The sequence below is a fragment of the Actinospica acidithermotolerans genome (assembly GCF_018139625.1).
Classification (GTDB): domain Bacteria; phylum Actinomycetota; class Actinomycetes; order Streptomycetales; family Catenulisporaceae; genus Actinospica; species Actinospica acidithermotolerans.
This window is the reverse complement of record NZ_JAGSOH010000002.1, coordinates 166,874-184,565: the sequence shown is the minus strand read 5'-3', so window position 1 is coordinate 184,565 and position 17,692 is coordinate 166,874. Positions and strand designations below refer to the sequence as shown.

Genomic DNA, 17,692 nt, shown 5'->3' with positions numbered 1-17,692 from the left:
CCGCCCCGAGCACCCCGCCGCCGGCCACCCGGCCCGGGCAGCTGGCGCACACCGGCGCCGACATCGGTGTGGCCCTCGGCATGGCCGGAGCCGCGCTGGCCGCGGGTCTCGGCATGCGCCTCGCGAGCCGCCGCCGCGAGGAAGGCGAGTGATCGTCCGCCGGTGACCCCGGCCGGCGACGGTAGCGAAGCAGGCGGCCCGACGCGTCCACCGACACGCGTCGGGCCGCTGGCGTTTTCTGCGTCCGCGCCCCAGGACGGATGGATCTTCCGCGAGCGCGGCGCCAGGGCGTTCATCGGACCGTAGGCTCCGAACTCGTGCTAAGACGCGAACCGCTGCCCGGAAACCCAGGCGTGCTGAGCAGGTCCCTCGACGTCCTCGGCGAACTGCTCTGCACCGTCGGCGTGCTCTGCGTGCTCTACCTCGTCTACCTGCTCTGGTGGACGAACGTGGCCGCGGGCATGGAGAACCACGCCGCCTCCTCCGCGTTCCAGCACACCCTGGACAGCGCCGCCGCGTCCGCCGCGCCGACCGACGACCTGGCCGACGGCACCAGCTTCGGCTTCCTCTACATCCCCGCGCTCGGCCCGGGCTGGCGCGCGCTGCTGACCCAGGGCACCGAGCGGGAACAGGTGCTCAACACCGGCGCGGTCGGCCACTACTCGAGCCCGGTGACCGCGATGCCCTGGGACGCCGCGGGCAACTTCGGCATCGCCGGCCACCGCGACGGCCACGGCATGATCTTCCGTGACCTCGACAAGCTGGCCCCCGGCGACAAGGTCTACGTGCAGACCGTCTACGGCTGGTATGTCTACCAGCTCGACCGCGAGGCGCCCTCGGTGCCGATCGGCGATGTGGACGTGCTCGCGCCGATCCCGGTCGGCTCCGGCTACACCGAGGCGGGCCGCTACCTGACGATGACCACCTGCACGCCGATGTACGTGGACTCACATCGGCTGGTCTGGTGGGGCCATCTCGTACAGACGACGCCCCGCACCACCGTCCCGGCCGGCCTCGCCTCCGCCGAATAAGAGGGCTCACAGGGGGCGCACAGGTGCTCACGGGTAGAGATCTTTACCTGCCTTGACCTACTCTTGGCATCACGTCGCGTAGCCGGGCTTCTACGCGGCGCACAACCGAGGGGGGTTGACCTAGGGTGATACGCCCTGCTGTCGAGCTGGCGGCTGCCGCCCGCCCGACCTCGCCGCTGACGGTCCTGGTGCCGACCTGCAACGAGGCGGAGAACGTCGCGCCGCTGCTCCACGGTCTGCAGGCCGCGCTCGGCGGACTTCCCGAGGCGCGCGTGCTGTTCGTGGACGACTCCACGGACGGCACGGACGCGCTGATCCGGAAACTCGCGCCCGGCCTCGGGATCGAGGTCGACGTGCTGCACCGCGAGCGGCCGAGCGGCGGGCTCGGCGGCGCCGTCGTCGCGGGCCTGGCCTCGGCCCGGACCCCGTGGTGCGTCGTCATGGACGCCGACCTGCAGCATCCGCCGGAGCTCGCCCCGGCGCTGGTCGCCGAGGGGGAGCGCAGCGGCGCCCAACTCGTCGTCGGCTCCCGGTACCGCGCCGGTCACCGGGCCGGGGGATTCACCGGGCCCGTCCGTTCCCTGATATCCCGGCTGTGCACGCGACTGGTCCGGATGGCCTTCCCGCGCACGCTCGCCGGGATCAGCGACCCGATGAGCGGTCTGTTCGCGGTGCGCCGCGACCTGTGGGAGTCGGCCGAGCTGCAGCCCGAGGGCTACAAGATCCTGCTCGAGCTGGCTGTGCGTACCCGGCCGAGCAGCGTGGCCGAGGTGCCGTACAGCTTCCAGCCGCGGCACTCGGGCGAGTCCAAGGCCGGTTACGCGGAGGGAATGCGGTTCCTGCGCCACCTCACCCGGCTGCGCATGTCCGGCACCCGCGGCCGGATGATCGCCTTCACGCTGATCGGCGCGTCCGGCATGGTGCCCAACCTGATCGTCACCTGGGCGCTGGTCCGCGCGGGCGTGCACTACCTGCTCGCCGCGATCCTGGCCAACCAGGCCGCGATGCTCTGGAACTTCGTGCTGATCGACTCCGTGCTCTTCCACCACCGCCGCTCCGGGCGCGGACGCCGGCGGCTGGCCCGGTTCGCCGTGCTGGCCAACGCCGACCTCGTCGGGCGGATACCGCTGCTCTCGCTGCTCGTGCGGGAGGCGCGTCTCGGGCCGGTCTGGGCGACGGGGGCGACGCTGCTCGCCGCCTCGGCCGCGCGCTTCGTCATCACCGACCGCGCCCTGTACCGGCCGGCCGAGTAAAGGCGCCGGCCCGGAATCCGCGCCCGGGGTTTCGAACGGATATCGATGCTAGGTTCCGAGCATGGCATTGATCGACCTGAGCTTGGACGAGCTTCGCGAGTACCGACCCGAGCGCGACGAACCGGCCGACTTCGACCAATTCTGGGGCGAGACGCTGAAGGCCGCGCGCAGTCACCCGCTCGCGCTCGAGCACACGACCGTGGACATCGGGCTGCCGCTGATCACCGTGGACGACGTTACCTTCGCGGGCTACGGCGGCCAGCCGATCAAGGCCTGGCTGCTGCGGCCCGCGAACGCCGAGGGCCCGCTGCCGTGCGTCGTGGAGTACTGCGGCTACGGCGGCGGCCGCGGCCTGCCGCACGAGCAGCTGTACTGGTCCAACGCCGGCTACGCGCACCTGCTGATGGACACCCGCGGCCAGGGCGGCGGCTGGCGGGTCGGGGCGACCCCGGACGACGGGGCGCAGGGCGCCGGACCGAGTATCGACGGCTTCATGACCCGCGGCATCCAGTCCCCGGAGACGTACTACTACCGGCGGCTGTACACCGACTGCGTGCGCGCGGTCGAGGCGGCCCGGGCGCACCCGGCCGTCGACGAATCGCGGATCTTCCTGCGCGGCTCCAGCCAGGGCGGCGGCATGGCGATCGCGGTCTCGGGCCTGGTCGACGACCTCGGCGGCGTGATCACGGACGTGCCGTTCCTGCAGCACTTCCGGCGGGCCACCGAGATCACCGACTCGTTCCCGTACAAGCAGATCGGCAACTTCCTGGCCACGCAGCGCAGCGAGGTGGAGAACGTGTTCCGCACGCTGTCCTACTTCGACGGCGTGAACTTCGCGGCCCGAGCCGCCGCGCCGGCGCACTACGCGGTCGCGCTGATGGACGACGTCTGCCCGCCCTCGACGGTCTTCGCGTCCTACAACCACTACGCCGGCCCGAAGGAGATCGTCGTGCACCCGTACAACGGGCACGAGAGCGGCGGCGCCTTCAACTTCCCGAAGGAGCGCGAGTTCCTCGCGAAGCTCTAGCCACTCTCCGGTCTACCCGGCGAACTCGAGCCGCGCCCGGTCGCTGACCGGCCGGTAGCCGAGCCGCTGATAGAGCCGGTTGCTGATCGGGTTGGCGAGGTCCGTGAACAGCAGGACCTCGTCGGCCCCCAGCGCCAGCGAGGCCCGGGTCGCGGCGGTCGTCGCCCCCGCCGCATAGCCGTGGCCGCGCAGTTCCGGCGGCGTGAACACCGGGCCGATCCGGCACATCCCGGCGGTCGGCGGGGTGTGCCCGGCGAGCGCGACCGGCGTGCCCGATTCGTCGAGCCAGAGCCAGAAGATCCCCTCGGCCACGCGTCCCTCGGCCATGCGCAGCGCGACCGCGCGCGAGTCCTCCGGCATCGAATGCTCGACCTCGCGCCAGAATGCCTGGATGAAGTCCGCGATGAGCGCAACGTCCTCTCGCCCCGCGAGCTTCGGCTTCCCGACCGGGGCCGGGGCCGGTGGGACGAGACGGTCCAGCCGGTAGAGCCGGAACCGCTCCAGGACGCGCGGCGAGCGGCCGGTGCGCGCGCTCCACGCGGCGGCGAACGGCTCCTCGCCGGTCAGCGGCAGATTGATCTCGCGTCCGTCGAACCCTGATCCGCCGCCGTCCAGCACGAGGTCGACGAACGCCTCGACGGCCGCGGCCGGCACGTCGGAGAGCACGAACGGGAACGGTGGCGTGCGTACGACGGCTCCGGCGGCCGATCCGTCGGCGCCGTACCACGTCAGCAACAGCGGATCGCTCTCGCCGAACGCGTGCGGCCCCTCCATCCTGAGCCGATCGAAGACCGTCAGCAGCAAGGTGTTGAGCACCGGCTCGGCGGCCAGGAACGGCACCGTGGTACGCAGGAACTCGTCGATACTTCCGGCCGCCACCCACGCATCGCGCGCCATCGACTCATCCCTTCATCAGGCCATTGAGCGTGGCGTAGTCGAGTGCGGAACTCGGGCTCTCGCCGAGCAGTTCGCGCGCCATCCGGTCCAGGGCTCCGTACGCGGCCAACGCTGTGCCGGCACCGAGACTCACGCGAGCGACGCCCAGCTTTCCGAGTTGCGCGACGGAAAGCGCGCCGCCGCCGACGTTCACCGGAGCGTCGATACCGGCCGTCAGCGCGGCGATCGTCTCCGCGTCGCGTACGCCGAGGATGAACACGCCGCTTGCGCCGGCCTCCAGGTAGGCGCGGGCCCGGTCGATCGTGGCCTGCAGCCGACCGGACTCCTCACCGACGCCGCACAGGAATACGTCGATTCGAGCATTGATGTACAGCGGAATCCCGGCCCGGTAGGCCGCCGCCCTCGCCGCCGCCAGCCGTTCCGCTTGCTCGGCCACCGGCCGCAGCGGATCGCCCGAGGCGCCGGGGGCCGGGAGCGCGTCCTCGATGTTCACGCCCACCGCCCCGGTGTCGAGCACGCGCGCGATGGTGTCGGCGACGTCGGCGGGCGAGGTGCCGAAGCCGGTCTCGATGTCCGCGGTCACCGGCAGATCGCCGCTCGCGGCCACGATCCGCGCCAACTGCCCGAGCATCGCGTCCCGGCTCACCTGGTCGCCGTCGGCCGCGCCGAGGCCCCACGCGACCCCGGCGCTCGTCGTTGCGATGGCCGAGGCACCGGCGGCGGCCACGATGCGGGCGCCTGCCGCGTCCCACACATTCGCCAGCGCGAGAGGCGCAGCGGGGTCGTGCAGCGCGCGGAAGCGGGTGGCGCGCTCGATCCGAGTCGTCATACGCGCATTGAATCAAGCTTTGCCCGATCGTGCCGGGGATTCGGCGGCCGGTGACGGCCGCCCTCCGCGGGTCAGCCCACCAGGTACTTCGCGTTGCCGACGAGGGCGGGCCCGAGGGTGAGGACCTGGGTCTCGGCGAGCAGCAGGACGAGCAGGCCGAGCGAGACGAACAGGATCGTCGACTTCAGCAGCCGGCGCCGGTAGGCGACCACCGCGAGGCAGATGATCGCCCACGGCAGGAACGTCAGCGCGTAGCGCGGCGCGACGTTCAGGAAGAACTGGTGGTTGGCCAGGTAGACCTGCGCCTCGACCGCCGGGACCACCAGCGTGATGCCGAGGAGGGTGCCGACGCCGAGTATCCAGCCCCAGGACCGCGCCCGGCTGGCCGTCATCACCATCAGCGGCGCGCCGACGAGCACCACGCACAGCAGCGTCGCCCAGATCGAGACCGTCTCGCCGTTTATCGAGTCGGGCAGCCAGTACGCCGTGGTGAGGTTCGAGAAGGTGCCGAACAGGTTGCTGAACAGGTCGCCGAGCTTCGAGCCGGTCAGCGCCTGGCCGTTGGCCAGGTTCGGGTTGACCCAGTTCGCCACGCCCCGGCCGTCCTGGTACTTGCTCCAGACCAGGTAGACGGCGCCGAACGTGGCCGGGATGACGGCGCTGATCGCGAGCGGCCGGACGGCTGCGCGCCAGTTCCGCCGGTCGCGGTAGAGGATGCCGAGCGCCAGGACGAAGGTCACCGTCGCAACGACCAGCATCGGCATGCCGTTGAGGATCTTCGTTCCGGTGGCGAACAGCGTGGCGAGGCAGGGCGCGACGAGCCCCATCCGTTTGTCGACCAGGATGCGGGCCAGCACGTAGAGCGCGAGCGCCCCGCACAGCGCTGCGGGCGCGTCGCTGGTGATCTGGGTGCTGGAGGCGAGAACCCCCGGGCACAGCGGCAGCAGCGCGGCCGCGCCGGCTGCGTACTGCCAGCCTATGCGCAAGCGCCGAGCGGCCAGGTAGAGCACGGTCATCGCGGCGAACAGCCACAGCGCGCCCAGGTCCCGTCCCACGGTGATGAAGTTGTGCGTGCCCGGGATCAGAGGGCTGACCGCGCGGTCGAGCAGGCCCGTGATCAGGTAGTACACCGGCGGATCGCCGAAGGTGTAGATCTGCGAGGTGGTCTGGAAGGTCGAGGCGTCGAAGCCGGTGCACTTCGCGGAACCGGTGCTGGCCTGCAGATTGTGGCAGTACCACTCGTAGCGGATCTCTTTCGAGGTCAGCTCGCCCTTGTAGGGCATCTGCAGATGGGCGGCGTCGTAGAGGTATGCGGCGTGCACCGGCTCGTCGGTGATCGACATCTGCGGCCCGTTCGCCACGCCGACCGTCACGAGCGTGATCGCCAGAACGGCCAGCCCGAGCGCGATGAGCAGGAAGCGCCGAAGCGGGTCCCCGCCGATCAGGCGCTGCCGCACGGCACCACCGCGCGGGTCGGCGGGCTTGGCCCGCCACGCCGCGAACGTCTCCGAAACCGTCATAGCCCAGCCTTCAGCACGTAGGTGCGTCAGACGCTAAGCGGCTTACCTTAACTAAATGTTAGGAGATGGACTTTTAGCATTGCTAAACGGCCTGTTCGCAGAGGGTCACAGAACGAGCTGGCCCTTTCCGAGCGCGATGATGCCGTGGGCGGAGGCGTGGTAGAGCTCCCGGTCCCGCTCGTGGTTGACGCCGACGGTCGCGCCGGGCGGGACCACGATGTTCTTGTCGAGGATGGCGCGGCGCACCACCGCCCCGCGGCCGATCCGGACGTTGTCGTGCAGGATCGAGCCCTGCACGACCGCGCCCTCCTCGACGACGACCCCGGGGGAGAGCACGGACTGGGTGACCTGGCCGGTGATGATGCAGCCGGGCGCGACCATCGACTCGCTCGCTATGCCGCCGGCCACGAACTTGGCGGGCGGCAGCTGCACGGTGTGCGTGTAGAGCGGCCACTCGCGGTTGTAGAGGTTGAAGACCGGGTGGACCGAGATCAGATCCATGTGCGAGTCGTAGTACGCGTCCAGGGTTCCCACGTCCCGCCAGTAGCCGTGGTCGCGCTCGGTCTCGCCGGGGACGTGGTTCCGGTCGAAGTCGTAGACCTGGACCTGGCCCTCCTCGGTGAGCATCGGCAGGATGCTGCCGCCCATGTCGTGCACCGACCGCTCGTTGTCGGCGTCCCGGGAGAGCGCGTCGAGCAGGGTCTTCGTCGTGAAGACGTAGTTTCCCATCGACGCGTAGACCTGGTCCGGGTTGTCGGGCAGCCCGGGCGGGTCGGCGGGCTTCTCCAGGAAGCGCTCGACGTGGAGGCCGTTCGAGGCCGGGGTGATGATGCCGAAGGACGAGGCCTCCGAGCGCGGGATCCGGATCCCGGCGACCGTGGCGCCGGCGCCGCCCTCGATGTGCTGGCGGACCATCTGCCGCGGGTCCATCCGGTAGACGTGGTCGGCGCCGAACACGACGACGTAGTCGGGCTGCTCGTCGTGGATCAGGTTCAGCGACTGGTAGATCGCGTCCGCGCTGCCGAGGAACCAGCGCGGGCCGAGCCGCTGCTGCGCCGGGACCGGGGTGATGTAGTTGCCGAGCAGGTTCGACATGCGCCACGTGGTGGTGATGTGGCGGTCGAGCGAGTGCGACTTGTACTGCGTGAGCACGCAGATGCGCATGATGTCGCCGTTGACCAGGTTCGAGAGCACGAAGTCGACGAGCCGGTAGGTGCCGCCGAACGGCACGGCCGGTTTGGCCCGGTCGGCGGTCAGCGGCATCAGCCGCTTCCCCTCGCCGCCGGCGAGCACGATTCCCAAAATCGAAGGTCCGCCACGCATCGCCGCCCCTTTAGGTCCGCAGCTCCGGCGGCCGATCGCGCCGCCGGAAGGTCGTCACTTCCGCAGGATCTCCTCGTACACCGCCGCCGTCCGGCGGGCGATCGCGTCCCAGCCGAACTCCCGCACCGCGCGCTCGCGCCCGGCCTCGCCCATCCGCCGCGCGGCGGCGGGGTCGGCCAGTACGGATTCGATTGCCTCGGCCAGGGAGCGTTCAAACGCCGCCGGATCCGATTCGTCGTAGCCGACCAGGCGGCCGGTCACCCCGTCGACGACGACCTCGGGGATCCCGCCGACCGCCGAGGCGACCACCGGCGTCCCGCAGGCCATCGCCTCGAGGTTCACGATGCCGAGCGGCTCGTAGACCGAGGGGCAGGCGAACAGCGCGGCGTTCGTCAGCAGCTGGACGACCTCGCGGCGAGGCAGCATCTCCGGGATCCAGATCACGCCGTCCCTGGTCTGCCGCAGCTCCTCGACGAGACCGCGGAACTCCTGGTCGATCGCCGGGGTGTCCGGCGCGCCCGCACACAGCACGAGCTGCGCGGACGGGTTGAGCGAGCGGGCCGCGCGCAGCAGGTGCGGCACGCCCTTCTGCCGGGTGATGCGCCCGACGAACAGCACGTAGGGCCGGTCCGGGTCCACGCCGTTCTTGATCAGCGCGTCAAGCTCCCGCACCGGCTTGTAGAGCTCGGTGTCGATCCCGTTGTGCACGACGCGCACCCGCGCCGGATCGATGGCCGGGTAGCAGCCCAGGATGTCCGCGCGCATCCCCTCGGACACGGCGATGACCGCGTCGGCGGCCTCGATCGCGGTGCGCTCGGCCCAGCTGGAGAGCGCGTAGCCGCCGCCGAGCTGCTCGGCCTTCCAGGGCCGCAGCGGTTCGAGCGAGTGCGCGGTCATCACGTGCGGGATGCCGTAGAGCAGCTTGGCGAGGTGGCCGCCGAGGTTGGCGTACCAGGTGTGCGAGTGGACGAGGTCGCGGTCGGCGACGCCCGCGGCCATGCCGAGGTCGATCGACAGGCTGCGCAGCGCCTCGTTCGCGTCGGCGAGGGCCGGGTCGGCCGCGTGCCGCAGCACATGCGGCGGGTCCTCGGCCGCCTTCGCGCTGCCCCAGGCGTGCACGCGCACGTCGGCCAGCGTCTGCAACTCGCGGGCGAGGAACTCCACGTGAACACCCGCCCCGCCGTAAACGTCGGGCGGGAACTCCCTGGTCAGCAGGCCGATACGCACAGGGCCTCCGCTCGTCTGCGGGTCCGGATGGATCACGTAAGGGAGAACATAGCGGAGGACGTGCGCCGCGGCTACGTGCCGGTTTTCGGTTACTTGTTAGTGACCAGTAACATGAACGCATGGCTATGACGGGGACGCGGAAGATGACTGCGGCCGAGCGGCGGGCGCAGATCCTGGCCATCGCGGCGCGGGAGTTCGCGATCGGCGGCCTGCACGGCACCTCGACCGAGACGATCGCCCGGCGCGCGGAGATCACGCAGGCCTATGTTTTCCGGCTGTTCGGCTCGAAGAAGAAGCTTTTCATCCAGGTGGTGACGGAGGCCTTCGACCGGCTGATCGACCGGATGCGGGAGGCGGCCGGGGACCGGACCGGGATCGAGGCGCTGGCGGAGATGGGCCGCACCTACGACGGCCTGCTGGCGGACCGCACCGCGCTCCTGCTCCAGCTGCAGGGGTTCGCGGCGGCGAGCGACGACGAGGTGCGCGAGGCCGTGCGCGACTGCTTCTCGCGGATGTGGGACACGGTCTCCGAGCGTTCCGGGCTCGATCCGGTGACCGTGAAATCCTTCCTGGCCTTCGGAATGCTGCTCAACAACGGCGCCGCGCTGCAGGCCCGCGAGGCGGACGAACCCTGGGCGCACGGCGTGGGCACCCGGATCCAGCCGGGGCTGTTCGAGCACATCACCAGTGAGACGAACCGGTGACCAGCGAGCCGATGGCCGCCGGGACCGTGGCGAGGGACGACGACCGGATCAGGGCACTGCCGCGCACGCTGCTGCTGATCGCGCTGGTCGTCGCGATCTCCAGCAGCCTCGGCTCGCCGCTGATCACGAGCGTCGCCATCACCCTGCACGTCTCGCTCGCGGCCGCCCAATGGACGCTCACGATCGCCCTGCTCACCGGGGCCGTGGCCACGCCCGTGCTCGGCCGCCTCGGCACCGGCCCGCGGCGCCGCGCGGTCTTCCTCGGCACGCTCGGGGTGGTCGTCGCGGGCAGCGCGCTGGCGGTTCTCCCGCTCTCGCTCGGGTTCCTGCTCGTCGGCCGGGCCGCGGCGGGCTGCGGGCTGGCGATGGTGCCGCTGATGATCGCCGCCGCCCGCGAGCACCTCGACGGCGACCGTGCCGCTTCGACGATCGCGATGGTCTCGGTGGCCTCGACCGTCGGCGTGGGCGTCGGATATCCGCTGGCCGGCTATCTGACCGACGTCGGCGGAATCCGGGCGGCGTACGCCGTCGGGCTCGTGCTGACCACGATCGCGTTCGCGGCTGCCGTCCGCGCCTTCCCGGAGTCGAGCCAGCCGTCCGCGCCCAAGCCGGACGCGATCGCGAGCCTGCTCCTCGCGGCCGGTCTGCTCGTGCTGCTGCTCATCCTCGGCGAACCAGCCCTTCTACAGCGCCACCTCGGCGTGGCCCTGGTTCTCGCGCTGGTCGCCGTCCTACTGCTCGCGGGATGGGTGATGCGCGAGCGCAGGCTGACCGTGCCGCTGGTCAATCTGCGCCTGCTGCGCCATCGGGCCGTCGCCGGGGCGAACGCGGCCATGCTCGTCGCCGGAGCCGGAATGTACCTGCTGCTCAGCTGCATCACGCGCTACGTCCAGACGCCGCAGGCCGTCGGCTACGGCTTCGGCCTGAGCACCTTCACCGCCGGCCTCTTCCTGGTGCCGTTCTCGATCCTCGGATTCGTCGCCGGGCGAATCAGCCCACGTGTTCGCAAGCGCATGTCCGCGCACGCCCTGCTGATCGTCTCGACGGCGGTCGTGCTCGTCGCGTTCGTCGTGTTCGCGATCGACCGCGGCGACATCGCGGGGCCGCTCGTCGCCATGTCGCTGCTCGGTTTCGGCGTCGGTGCGTTCTCGGCAGCGATGCCGGCCGTCATCCTCGCCGTGACACCCGCCGAGGAGACCGCCGGGGCGATGGGCGTCAACCAGGTCGTGCGCAGCATCGGATTCTCGCTCGGCAGCACGCTCAGCGCCCTGATTCTCGCCGCGTACACGGCGGCCGGCGCGGTCTTCCCCAGCAGCGAGGGATACACGTCGGCGGCCTGGATCGGCGTTGGCATCACGGGCTTCGCGCTGGTGATCGCGGTTACGAGCCGAGCCAGGCCAGGGCGGCCGTGACCAGAGCCTCGACGCCCGTGCCGAGCGTCGGCTCGATCAGCGGCGCGAAGTGCGGGGAGTGGTTGGCGGGCAGCTTGTCGATGGTGTTCTCCGCGAGCGCCTGGAACACCACGTCCGGCTCGATCCCGCCCCAGAACCAGAACACCGTCGGCACGCCGATGGCCGCGCCGAACACCCCGACGTCCTCGCTGGCCGTGACCGGCGGCATCGGCAGGATGCGCTCGGGGCCGAAGTGCTCCGTGAGCGCGGCGAGCGTCGCCGTCGTCGCGTCGGGGTCGCTCACCAGGACGGGAGCGCTCTCCTCCCACGCGATGTCGGGCTCGCGGACGGCGGCGCCGGCGGCGGACTCGGCGCGCACGATGCGCTCGACCGCATCCATCACGAGCTTGCGCGTGTGCTCCGTCTTCGCGCGGATGTTGATGCCGAGCTCTGCGTCGTCCGGGATGATGTTCGGCTTGCTCCCGGCGCTGAGCCGGCCCACGGTGACGACGGCGGTCTCGGACGGCGGAACCTCCCGCGAGACGATGCCCTGCAGCCGGGTGACGACGTTCGCCGCCATGAGCACCGGATCGACCGCCGCCTCAGGCCGCGAGCCGTGCCCGCCGCGACCGTGCAGCGTCACGCTCACGGTGTCCGAGCCGGCCATCAACGGCCCGCTGCCGTAGCCGATGAAACCCGCCGGCAGCGGTGCGACGTGCTGTCCGAGCACGATTGAGGGCTTCGGGAAGCGCTCGAAGAGCCCGTCCTCGACCATGTTCCGAGCGCCGCACGCGAGCTCCTCGGCGGGCTGGAAGACGATCAGCAGCGTGCCGTGCCACGTGTCCCTGGCCGAAGCGAGCAGCGACGCCGCGCCGACGAGACAGGCCGCGTGCATGTCGTGCCCGCACGCGTGCATCACCGGCACCTCGCGTCCGTCCTTGTCGATGCCGCGGACCGTGCTGGCGTACGGCAGGCCGGTCTTCTCCTCGACCGGCAGCGCGTCGAAGTCGGCCCGCAGCATGACCGTCGGCCCCTCGCCGTTGCTCAGCACGCCGACCACGCCGGTCCCGCCGACCTTCTCGGTGACCTCGTAGCCCATCGGCCGCAGCGCCTGCGCGAGGAGCGCGGCCGAGCGCGTCTCCTGGAGGGACAACTCCGGGTGCTGATGAAGGTCGCGGTAGAGCTCTGCGAGCCCCTCCTGGATCGCGGCCAGCCCTTCGATCGCCACGCGCACCACGCCCTCGTCTCCGTCAACAGCTGGAATCGGCGCCACCGTACCACCCGCCACCGGGAACACTCCGGTACAGGGTTCGCCCCACCTCGAAGCGTGCAACGGAAATCCGCTCGCCACCACACAGGTGCGCCGGTATGCTGCCACAGCGCGGTTGCACCTATTACGGATTCGGGGCGGATGATGCGGATGTCGAGGACCTCGAACGCGGCCGGCCGGATGCGGGGCGCCGCCCGAGGCGCGTTCGGCGGACTGCCCTCGGCGTTCTGGTGGATCTGGCTCGGCACGCTCGTGAACCGGCTCGGCTCCTTCGTGCTGCCGCTGCTCGCCTACTACCTGACCGGGCCGATGCACCGCAGCGCCGCGTTCGCGGGCCTGGTCGCCGCGCTCTACGGCGTCGGCGCGAGCGTGTCCGGCGTGGTGGGCGGCGTGCTCGCGGACCGGATCGGCCGCAAGCCGACGCTCGTCGCCTCGCTCACCGCCAACGCCGCGAGCATCCTCGCCCTCGGATACGCCCGCTCGCCGCTCTGGCTGTGCCTCGGCGCGCTCACGGTCGGCCTGGTCACCAACGCCTTCCGGCCCGCGACGTCCGCGATGATCGCCGACATCGTGCCGCCCGCGCAGCGCGTGCGCGCATACGGGCTCAACTACTGGGCCATCAACCTCGGCTTCGCCGTAGCCAGCATGTCGATCGGTCTCGTCGTCGCATTCGGCTACCGCGCGCTCTTCTACGCGGACGCGGCCTCGACGCTGCTCTGCGTCGTTCTGATGGCGGTCTTCGTGCACGACACGACGCCGCAGGCGGTGCCGGTGTCGGCGTCTGCTGCGAGCGAGTCCAAGGGCTCGGGGCCCGCGGCCCGCGACGGCCTGCGCACAGTCCTGCGCGACCGCGTCTTCGTGGGCTTCGTCGCCGTGTTCTTCCTGCAGTTGCTCGTCTTCCAGCAATGCAACGCCGCGCAGCCGATGGCCATGGCCAAGGACGGACTGAGCGCTGCCCACGTCGGTTACATCAGCGCGATCAACGGCGTGCTCATCGTCGCCCTGCAACTCCCTCTCGTACGCTGGCTCGAGCGCTTCCCGACCGTACAGGTCATCGCGTCCTCGGGTCTCGTGATGGGACTCGGCATGGCCGTTCCGCTGCTGGGCGGCAGCCTCGGCGTCTTCGCCCTCTCCGTCACCGTCTGGACCATCGGCGAGATCGGCAATACGCCGATCGCCTCCGCGCTCGTGGCCCAGCTCGCGCCGTCCCACCTGCGCGGCCGTTACCAGGGCGTCTACCAGATCGCTTGGTCGGGCAGTGCGGTCCTCGCACCGCTGACCGGCGGCATCGCGTTCGCGGCCCTCGGCGGAACGCCGGTCTGGATCGGCTGCCTGGCCCTGTCGATCGTGGCCGCCGCCGCGCTGCTCCGCCTCGCTCCGGAGGTCGCCGGCCGCCTCGCCCCGGAGCGCGGCCACGACGCGGCCCGCGCGGCCCAGGTCCCGGTACCCGAGCCCGCCGCGTCCTCGGCCTGAGGCCGATCAGGCAGCCAGCCAGAGGTCCGGACCGAAGACCTCGTAATGGATGGCTGACGCCGGCACGCCGCGCTCGATCAGCTGGCCGCGCACGGCGCGCATGAAGGGGAGCGGGCCGCACAGCAGAACGGTCAGGTTCTCCGGCAGCTCCGGCGCGCCGGGGGAGCCGAGGTCGGTGAAGCCGAGGTTCGCCCCGGCGGGCAGGCTCTCGGGCGCGTCCTCGTACCAGAGGTGCAGGGCCGCGCCAGGCAGGCCGTCGACCAGGCGGCGCTGCTCGTCGCGGTGCGCGTGGTCCTCCGGCGTGCGGTCGGCGTGCAGCACGGAGATGCGCCGGTCCGTGCCGCTCGCGGCGAGGTGGTCGAGCAGCGCGAGCATCGGAGTGCAGCCGATGCCGGCGGAGGCCAGCAGCAGCGGGCCGTCCCCCTCGGGCAGCACCAGGTCGCCGGCCGGGAGGGAGACGGTCAGCAGGTCGCCGGGCCGGGCGTGCTCGTGCAGCCACGTGGAGACCTCGCCCTCCGGAGCGTTCCCGCCACGCACCCGCTTGACCGTGATGCGCCAGTTCGGCCGGCCGGGAGCGCAGGAGAGGCTGTACTGGCGGATCTGCTTAGCGCCGTCAGGCAGCTCCACCTGGACGCTCACGTACTGCCCCGGCAGGAAATCGCCGGCGGGCGCGCCGTCGGGCAGCCGCAGCACGAGGGAGACCGCGTCCGCCGTCTCCTCCTGCCGCTCGGCGATCACCATGCGGCGCCAGACCTCGCCCTCAGCGACGGCCGCCTGCTCGTAGGCCCGCGCCTCGATGGCGATGAGCGCGTTGGCCATCAGCCAGTAGACCTCGTCCCAGGCCGCGGCGACCTCCGGGGTGACGGCGTCGCCGAGCACGTCGACGATCGCCGCGAACAGGTGCTTGTGCACGACCTTGTACTGCTCGGACGTGACGCCGAGCGAGGTGTGCTTGTGCGCGATCCGCGCCAGCATGGCGTCCGGCCGCGCCTCGGGGTTCGCGATCAGCGCGCCGGCGAACGCCGCGATGGAGCCGGCCAGCGTCCGGCGCTGCTCGCCGTTGGCCTGGTTGCCGCGGTTGAACAGGTCGCGCAGCAGCTCGGGGTGGGCCTCGAAGAGCTTCGCGTAGAAGAGCTCGGTGATCTCGTCGATGGAGGCGCCGACCATGGGCAGGGTGGCGCGGATGACCGGAGCGGACTGTTCGGAGAGCATGGCGATCCTTCGAGCTTAATTGGTATCTAAGATGCGTATTTAAGGCGGCACGGCATGCTTGAGGCAGCATTCAGCGGCGCTCCGTCGCACCGTCGCTGCGGGACCTTCGGGTCAGTTGGCGCGGCCGGACAGGCTCAGCAGCACCGGGCCGGCGGGGGAGGCGGAGAGCTCGGCCACGGACAGCGTGTCGAGTTCGGCGTAGAAGGACTCCTGCGCCCGCCGCAGTGCGGAGCGCAGTCGGCAGGCGGCGCGCAGCGGACACGGCTGCTCGCCCTCGCAGGCGACCACCTCGTCCTCGCCTTCGAGTTCGCGGACCAGCCAGCCGACGGTGGCCCGCCGGCCCAGGGCCGTCAGTCCGAGCCCGCCGCCCCGGCCGCGCCGCGCCTCGACGACGCCGAGGTGCTGCAGGCGGCTGACCGCCTTCGCCATGTGGGTGTAGGGCACGTCCATGGCCTCGGCCACCTCGCGCGTCGTCAGCGACGAGTCCCCCTCGGCCACCGCGAGCCGCATCACGGCCCGCAGTGACAGATCAGTGAACTTCGTCAGCTTCATGGCGATCACGCTACCAAATACGAATCTGCGATGCGCATTCAGGGGTGCGTGATCCCGGCGACATCGCCCGGGCCCGGCGACCTGACGGTCAGTAGGGCGCGGGTTCGAGCAGGCCGAGGGCGTGATCGCCGTGCTCGGTGATCCGTGCCACAACGTCGGCCGGGGTGAACGCGAACGGCCGCTTCGTGGCCTGCTCCACCTCGCGCCAGGTCACCGGGGCCGACACCCCGGGCGCCGCGTCGCGGATCCTGAGCGTGTACGGCGCGGAGGTCGTGGCGCGGCTTATGTTCTGCTGCCAGTCGACCAGGACGCGGCCGCCCGACCGCGCCCTGGCCCCGCGCGTGAAGGTGATCAGGTCGCGGTGCGCGGAGGTCAGGCGCTGGGCGAGGCTCTTCGCGTAGCCGGTCGCATCCGTGACGCGCCACGGCGGGTCGAGTGCGACGTAGACGTGCAGGCCGAGCCCGCCGCTGGTCACCGGCACGCCGGTCAGCCCGTCCGCGCGCAGCTGCTCGTGGACGAGCAGCCCCACGCGCGCGCAGGTGGTCATGTCGGCGCCGTCGCCCGGGTCCAGGTCGAAGATGAGCCGGTCGTGCAGGTCGGGGCCGGTGTCGGCGGTCCACTGCGGCACGTGCAGCTCCACGCAGTAGGCATTGACGACGCTGATCAGGGTGGGCGTGTCGTCGAGGGAGACCTGCGTGTGCTTGCCCTTCGCGGCGGTGGCGATCCAGTTCGGCAGGCCGTCGGGCGCCTCGTGCGTGAAGAACAGCGGCCCGTCGGCACCCGTCGGGCAGCGCAGGAAGGAGGCGGGCCGCCGTCGCACGTGCGGAACGAGCACGTCGGCGACCTTCAGGTAGTAGTCGAGCACCTCGGCCTTGCTGAACCCCGGCCAGAGCGGCTTTCCCAGGTGGGAGAGCGTGACCTGCCGCTCGCCGACCTGCACGCGGATCCGCTCGGGCATACTCTGGAAATCCCCGTACATGGAGGCATGTATGCGAGCCTCGTGGTCTGGATCGATCGCGATCAACCTGTTCAGCGTGCCGGTGCAGCTGTACAAGGCCACCGAGCCGCACGAAGGCCCCAAGACCTACCAGGTGCACGAGAAGGACGGCGGACGCATCCGCTACAAGCGGTTCTGCGAGCTCGAGGAGTCCGAGGTCCCCTACGACGAGATCACCAAGGGCGTCGAGGTCGACGAGGACGAGCAGGTCATCCTCACCAAGGCCGACCTGGAGAACCTGCCGGTGCCCAGCCTGCACGTGATCGACGTGCAGGGCTTCGTCGACGCCGGCACGTTCGACCCGATGCAGTTCGACCAGGCCTACTTCGTCGGCCTCGGCAAGCGCGCCCCCGACAAGCCGTACGTGCTGCTGCGCGAGGCGATGCGGGAGTCCGGGAAGGTCGCGGTCGCGAAGGTCACCCTGTCCACCAAGGAGAGCCTCGCGGTGGTCCGGGTGGTCGACGACCTGCTGATGCTGCACACGATGCTCTGGCCGGACGAGGTACGCCAGGCCGACCTGCGCACCCCGAGCGCGACCGTGCACGCCAACGAGCTGCGCATGGCCCAGTCCCTGCTGGACGAGGTGACGAAGGGCTTCTCCATCGAGGACCTGCACGACGAGTACCGCGAGGCGATGCAGGAGCTCATCGACGCCAAGCAGCACGGCACCAAGCCGACCGCGCCCGCCAAGCCGACCGAGGACTCGAACGTCATCGACATCACGGAGATCCTCAACCGGGCCATCGAGTCCGAGCGGGCCCGCAAGACCGGGACCTCCGGCGGGTCGGGCGACTCCGGCGAAGCCGCCGAGTCCGCGCCGGCCGCCAAGAAGGCCGCGGCCAAGACGGCGAGCCCGCGCAAGACCGCGGCTTCGAAGCAGACCGCCGCGAAGAAGGCGGCGCCGGCGAAGAAGACCGCTGCCAAGAAGACGGCCGCGAAGAAGACCACGAAGAAGAGCACCACCTCGCGCAAGGCGGGCTAGCCCC

General features: G+C 71.1%; 17 protein-coding genes. 8 read left to right on the top strand and 9 right to left on the bottom strand.

Features of this window, described 5'->3' with window-relative positions; genetic code table 11:
• Positions 1-41 precede the first annotated feature (41 nt).
• From KDK95_RS38060 to KDK95_RS01675, 4 genes are all read left to right on the top strand, one after another.
• Positions 42-152 (top strand): LPXTG cell wall anchor domain-containing protein, encoded by a 111-nt coding sequence (locus KDK95_RS38060; protein WP_372463248.1) that lies wholly within the window; start codon positions 42-44, stop codon positions 150-152.
• A gap of 165 nt (positions 153-317) precedes the next feature.
• The gene (locus tag KDK95_RS01685; protein WP_212516148.1) at positions 318-1,031 is read left to right on the top strand and encodes a class E sortase; all 714 of its coding nucleotides are present in this window, start codon (positions 318-320) and stop codon (positions 1,029-1,031) included.
• Positions 1,032-1,156: 125 nt separating this feature from the next.
• Positions 1,157-2,284, top strand: a complete 1,128-nt coding sequence (locus tag KDK95_RS01680; protein WP_212516147.1) for a glycosyltransferase — start codon at positions 1,157-1,159, stop codon at positions 2,282-2,284.
• Positions 2,285-2,345: 61 nt separating this feature from the next.
• A complete protein-coding gene (locus KDK95_RS01675; protein ID WP_212516146.1) occupies positions 2,346-3,311 on the top strand; it encodes an acetylxylan esterase in 966 nt (321 codons plus the stop codon).
• Between the two features lie 12 nt (positions 3,312-3,323).
• On the opposite strand, the gene KDK95_RS01670 is transcribed toward KDK95_RS01675, so the two are convergent.
• From KDK95_RS01670 to glgA, 5 genes are all read right to left on the bottom strand, one after another.
• On the bottom strand, positions 3,324-4,208 hold the full coding sequence (locus KDK95_RS01670) for a GNAT family N-acetyltransferase (protein ID WP_212516145.1): 885 nt from the start codon (positions 4,206-4,208) through the stop codon (positions 3,324-3,326).
• Between the two features lie 4 nt (positions 4,209-4,212).
• Positions 4,213-5,037 (bottom strand): isocitrate lyase/PEP mutase family protein, encoded by an 825-nt coding sequence (locus KDK95_RS01665; protein WP_212516144.1) that lies wholly within the window; start codon positions 5,035-5,037, stop codon positions 4,213-4,215.
• A 71-nt stretch (positions 5,038-5,108) separates the two neighbouring features.
• On the bottom strand, positions 5,109-6,557 hold the full coding sequence (locus tag KDK95_RS01660; protein WP_212516143.1) for a glycosyltransferase family protein: 1,449 nt from the start codon (positions 6,555-6,557) through the stop codon (positions 5,109-5,111).
• A gap of 105 nt (positions 6,558-6,662) precedes the next feature.
• Positions 6,663-7,880, bottom strand: coding sequence for a glucose-1-phosphate adenylyltransferase (gene glgC / locus KDK95_RS01655; RefSeq protein WP_212516142.1), 1,218 nt, complete (start codon positions 7,878-7,880; stop codon positions 6,663-6,665).
• A gap of 54 nt (positions 7,881-7,934) precedes the next feature.
• The gene (gene glgA, locus KDK95_RS01650; protein ID WP_372463247.1) at positions 7,935-9,101 is read right to left on the bottom strand and encodes a glycogen synthase; all 1,167 of its coding nucleotides are present in this window, start codon (positions 9,099-9,101) and stop codon (positions 7,935-7,937) included.
• Positions 9,102-9,250: 149 nt separating this feature from the next.
• Between glgA and KDK95_RS01645 the strand changes: the two genes are divergently transcribed.
• Positions 9,251-9,811 carry a TetR/AcrR family transcriptional regulator gene (locus KDK95_RS01645; protein WP_212516162.1) on the top strand — a complete coding sequence of 187 codons (561 nt, stop codon included), beginning with the start codon at positions 9,251-9,253 and terminating at the stop codon, positions 9,809-9,811.
• Between the two features lie 11 nt (positions 9,812-9,822).
• Positions 9,823-11,223, top strand: coding sequence for an MFS transporter (locus KDK95_RS01640; protein WP_212516161.1), 1,401 nt, complete (start codon positions 9,823-9,825; stop codon positions 11,221-11,223).
• Here KDK95_RS01640 and KDK95_RS01635 read toward each other — a convergent pair.
• A complete protein-coding gene (locus KDK95_RS01635; protein WP_212516140.1) occupies positions 11,192-12,439 on the bottom strand; it encodes an amidohydrolase in 1,248 nt (415 codons plus the stop codon). The genes KDK95_RS01640 and KDK95_RS01635 overlap by 32 nt on opposite strands.
• A 183-nt stretch (positions 12,440-12,622) precedes the next feature.
• Here KDK95_RS01635 and KDK95_RS01630 point away from each other — a divergent pair, with 183 nt between their 5' ends.
• A complete protein-coding gene (locus KDK95_RS01630) occupies positions 12,623-13,945 on the top strand; it encodes an MDR family MFS transporter (protein ID WP_212516139.1) in 1,323 nt (440 codons plus the stop codon).
• A 6-nt stretch (positions 13,946-13,951) separates the two neighbouring features.
• On the opposite strand, the gene KDK95_RS01625 is transcribed toward KDK95_RS01630, so the two are convergent.
• The 3 genes from KDK95_RS01625 to KDK95_RS01615 form a co-directional block, all read right to left on the bottom strand.
• Positions 13,952-15,157, bottom strand: a complete 1,206-nt coding sequence (locus tag KDK95_RS01625) for a globin domain-containing protein (RefSeq protein ID WP_212516138.1) — start codon at positions 15,155-15,157, stop codon at positions 13,952-13,954.
• A gap of 111 nt (positions 15,158-15,268) precedes the next feature.
• Entirely contained in the window at positions 15,269-15,709 is a 441-nt protein-coding gene (locus KDK95_RS01620) for an RrF2 family transcriptional regulator (protein WP_212516137.1), read from the bottom strand.
• Positions 15,710-15,797: 88 nt separating this feature from the next.
• Positions 15,798-16,667 carry a DNA polymerase domain-containing protein gene (locus KDK95_RS01615; RefSeq protein ID WP_212516136.1) on the bottom strand — a complete coding sequence of 290 codons (870 nt, stop codon included), beginning with the start codon at positions 16,665-16,667 and terminating at the stop codon, positions 15,798-15,800.
• A 31-nt stretch (positions 16,668-16,698) separates the two neighbouring features.
• Between KDK95_RS01615 and ku the strand changes: the two genes are divergently transcribed.
• A complete protein-coding gene (ku, locus tag KDK95_RS01610; RefSeq protein ID WP_212516135.1) occupies positions 16,699-17,688 on the top strand; it encodes a non-homologous end joining protein Ku in 990 nt (329 codons plus the stop codon).
• The last annotated feature ends 4 nt before the right edge of the window (positions 17,689-17,692 follow it).

Excerpts from the sequence above, each read along its gene's own strand:
- KDK95_RS01675 (WP_212516146.1), top strand. The coding sequence starts at position 2,346 with ATGGCATTGATCGACCTGAGCTTGGACGAGCTTCGCGAGTACCGACCC.
- KDK95_RS01670 (WP_212516145.1), bottom strand. The coding sequence starts at position 4,208 with ATGGCGCGCGATGCGTGGGTGGCGGCCGGAAGTATCGACGAGTTCCTG.
- KDK95_RS01665 (WP_212516144.1), bottom strand. The coding sequence starts at position 5,037 with ATGACGACTCGGATCGAGCGCGCCACCCGCTTCCGCGCGCTGCACGAC.
- KDK95_RS01660 (WP_212516143.1), bottom strand. The coding sequence starts at position 6,557 with ATGACGGTTTCGGAGACGTTCGCGGCGTGGCGGGCCAAGCCCGCCGAC.
- glgC (WP_212516142.1), bottom strand. The coding sequence starts at position 7,880 with ATGCGTGGCGGACCTTCGATTTTGGGAATCGTGCTCGCCGGCGGCGAG.
- KDK95_RS01645 (WP_212516162.1), top strand. The coding sequence starts at position 9,251 with ATGACTGCGGCCGAGCGGCGGGCGCAGATCCTGGCCATCGCGGCGCGG.
- KDK95_RS01640 (WP_212516161.1), top strand. The coding sequence starts at position 9,823 with ATGGCCGCCGGGACCGTGGCGAGGGACGACGACCGGATCAGGGCACTG.
- KDK95_RS01630 (WP_212516139.1), top strand. The coding sequence starts at position 12,623 with ATGTCGAGGACCTCGAACGCGGCCGGCCGGATGCGGGGCGCCGCCCGA.
- KDK95_RS01625 (WP_212516138.1), bottom strand. The coding sequence starts at position 15,157 with ATGCTCTCCGAACAGTCCGCTCCGGTCATCCGCGCCACCCTGCCCATG.
- KDK95_RS01620 (WP_212516137.1), bottom strand. The coding sequence starts at position 15,709 with ATGAAGCTGACGAAGTTCACTGATCTGTCACTGCGGGCCGTGATGCGG.
- KDK95_RS01615 (WP_212516136.1), bottom strand. The coding sequence starts at position 16,667 with ATGCCCGAGCGGATCCGCGTGCAGGTCGGCGAGCGGCAGGTCACGCTC.
- ku (WP_212516135.1), top strand. The coding sequence starts at position 16,699 with ATGCGAGCCTCGTGGTCTGGATCGATCGCGATCAACCTGTTCAGCGTG.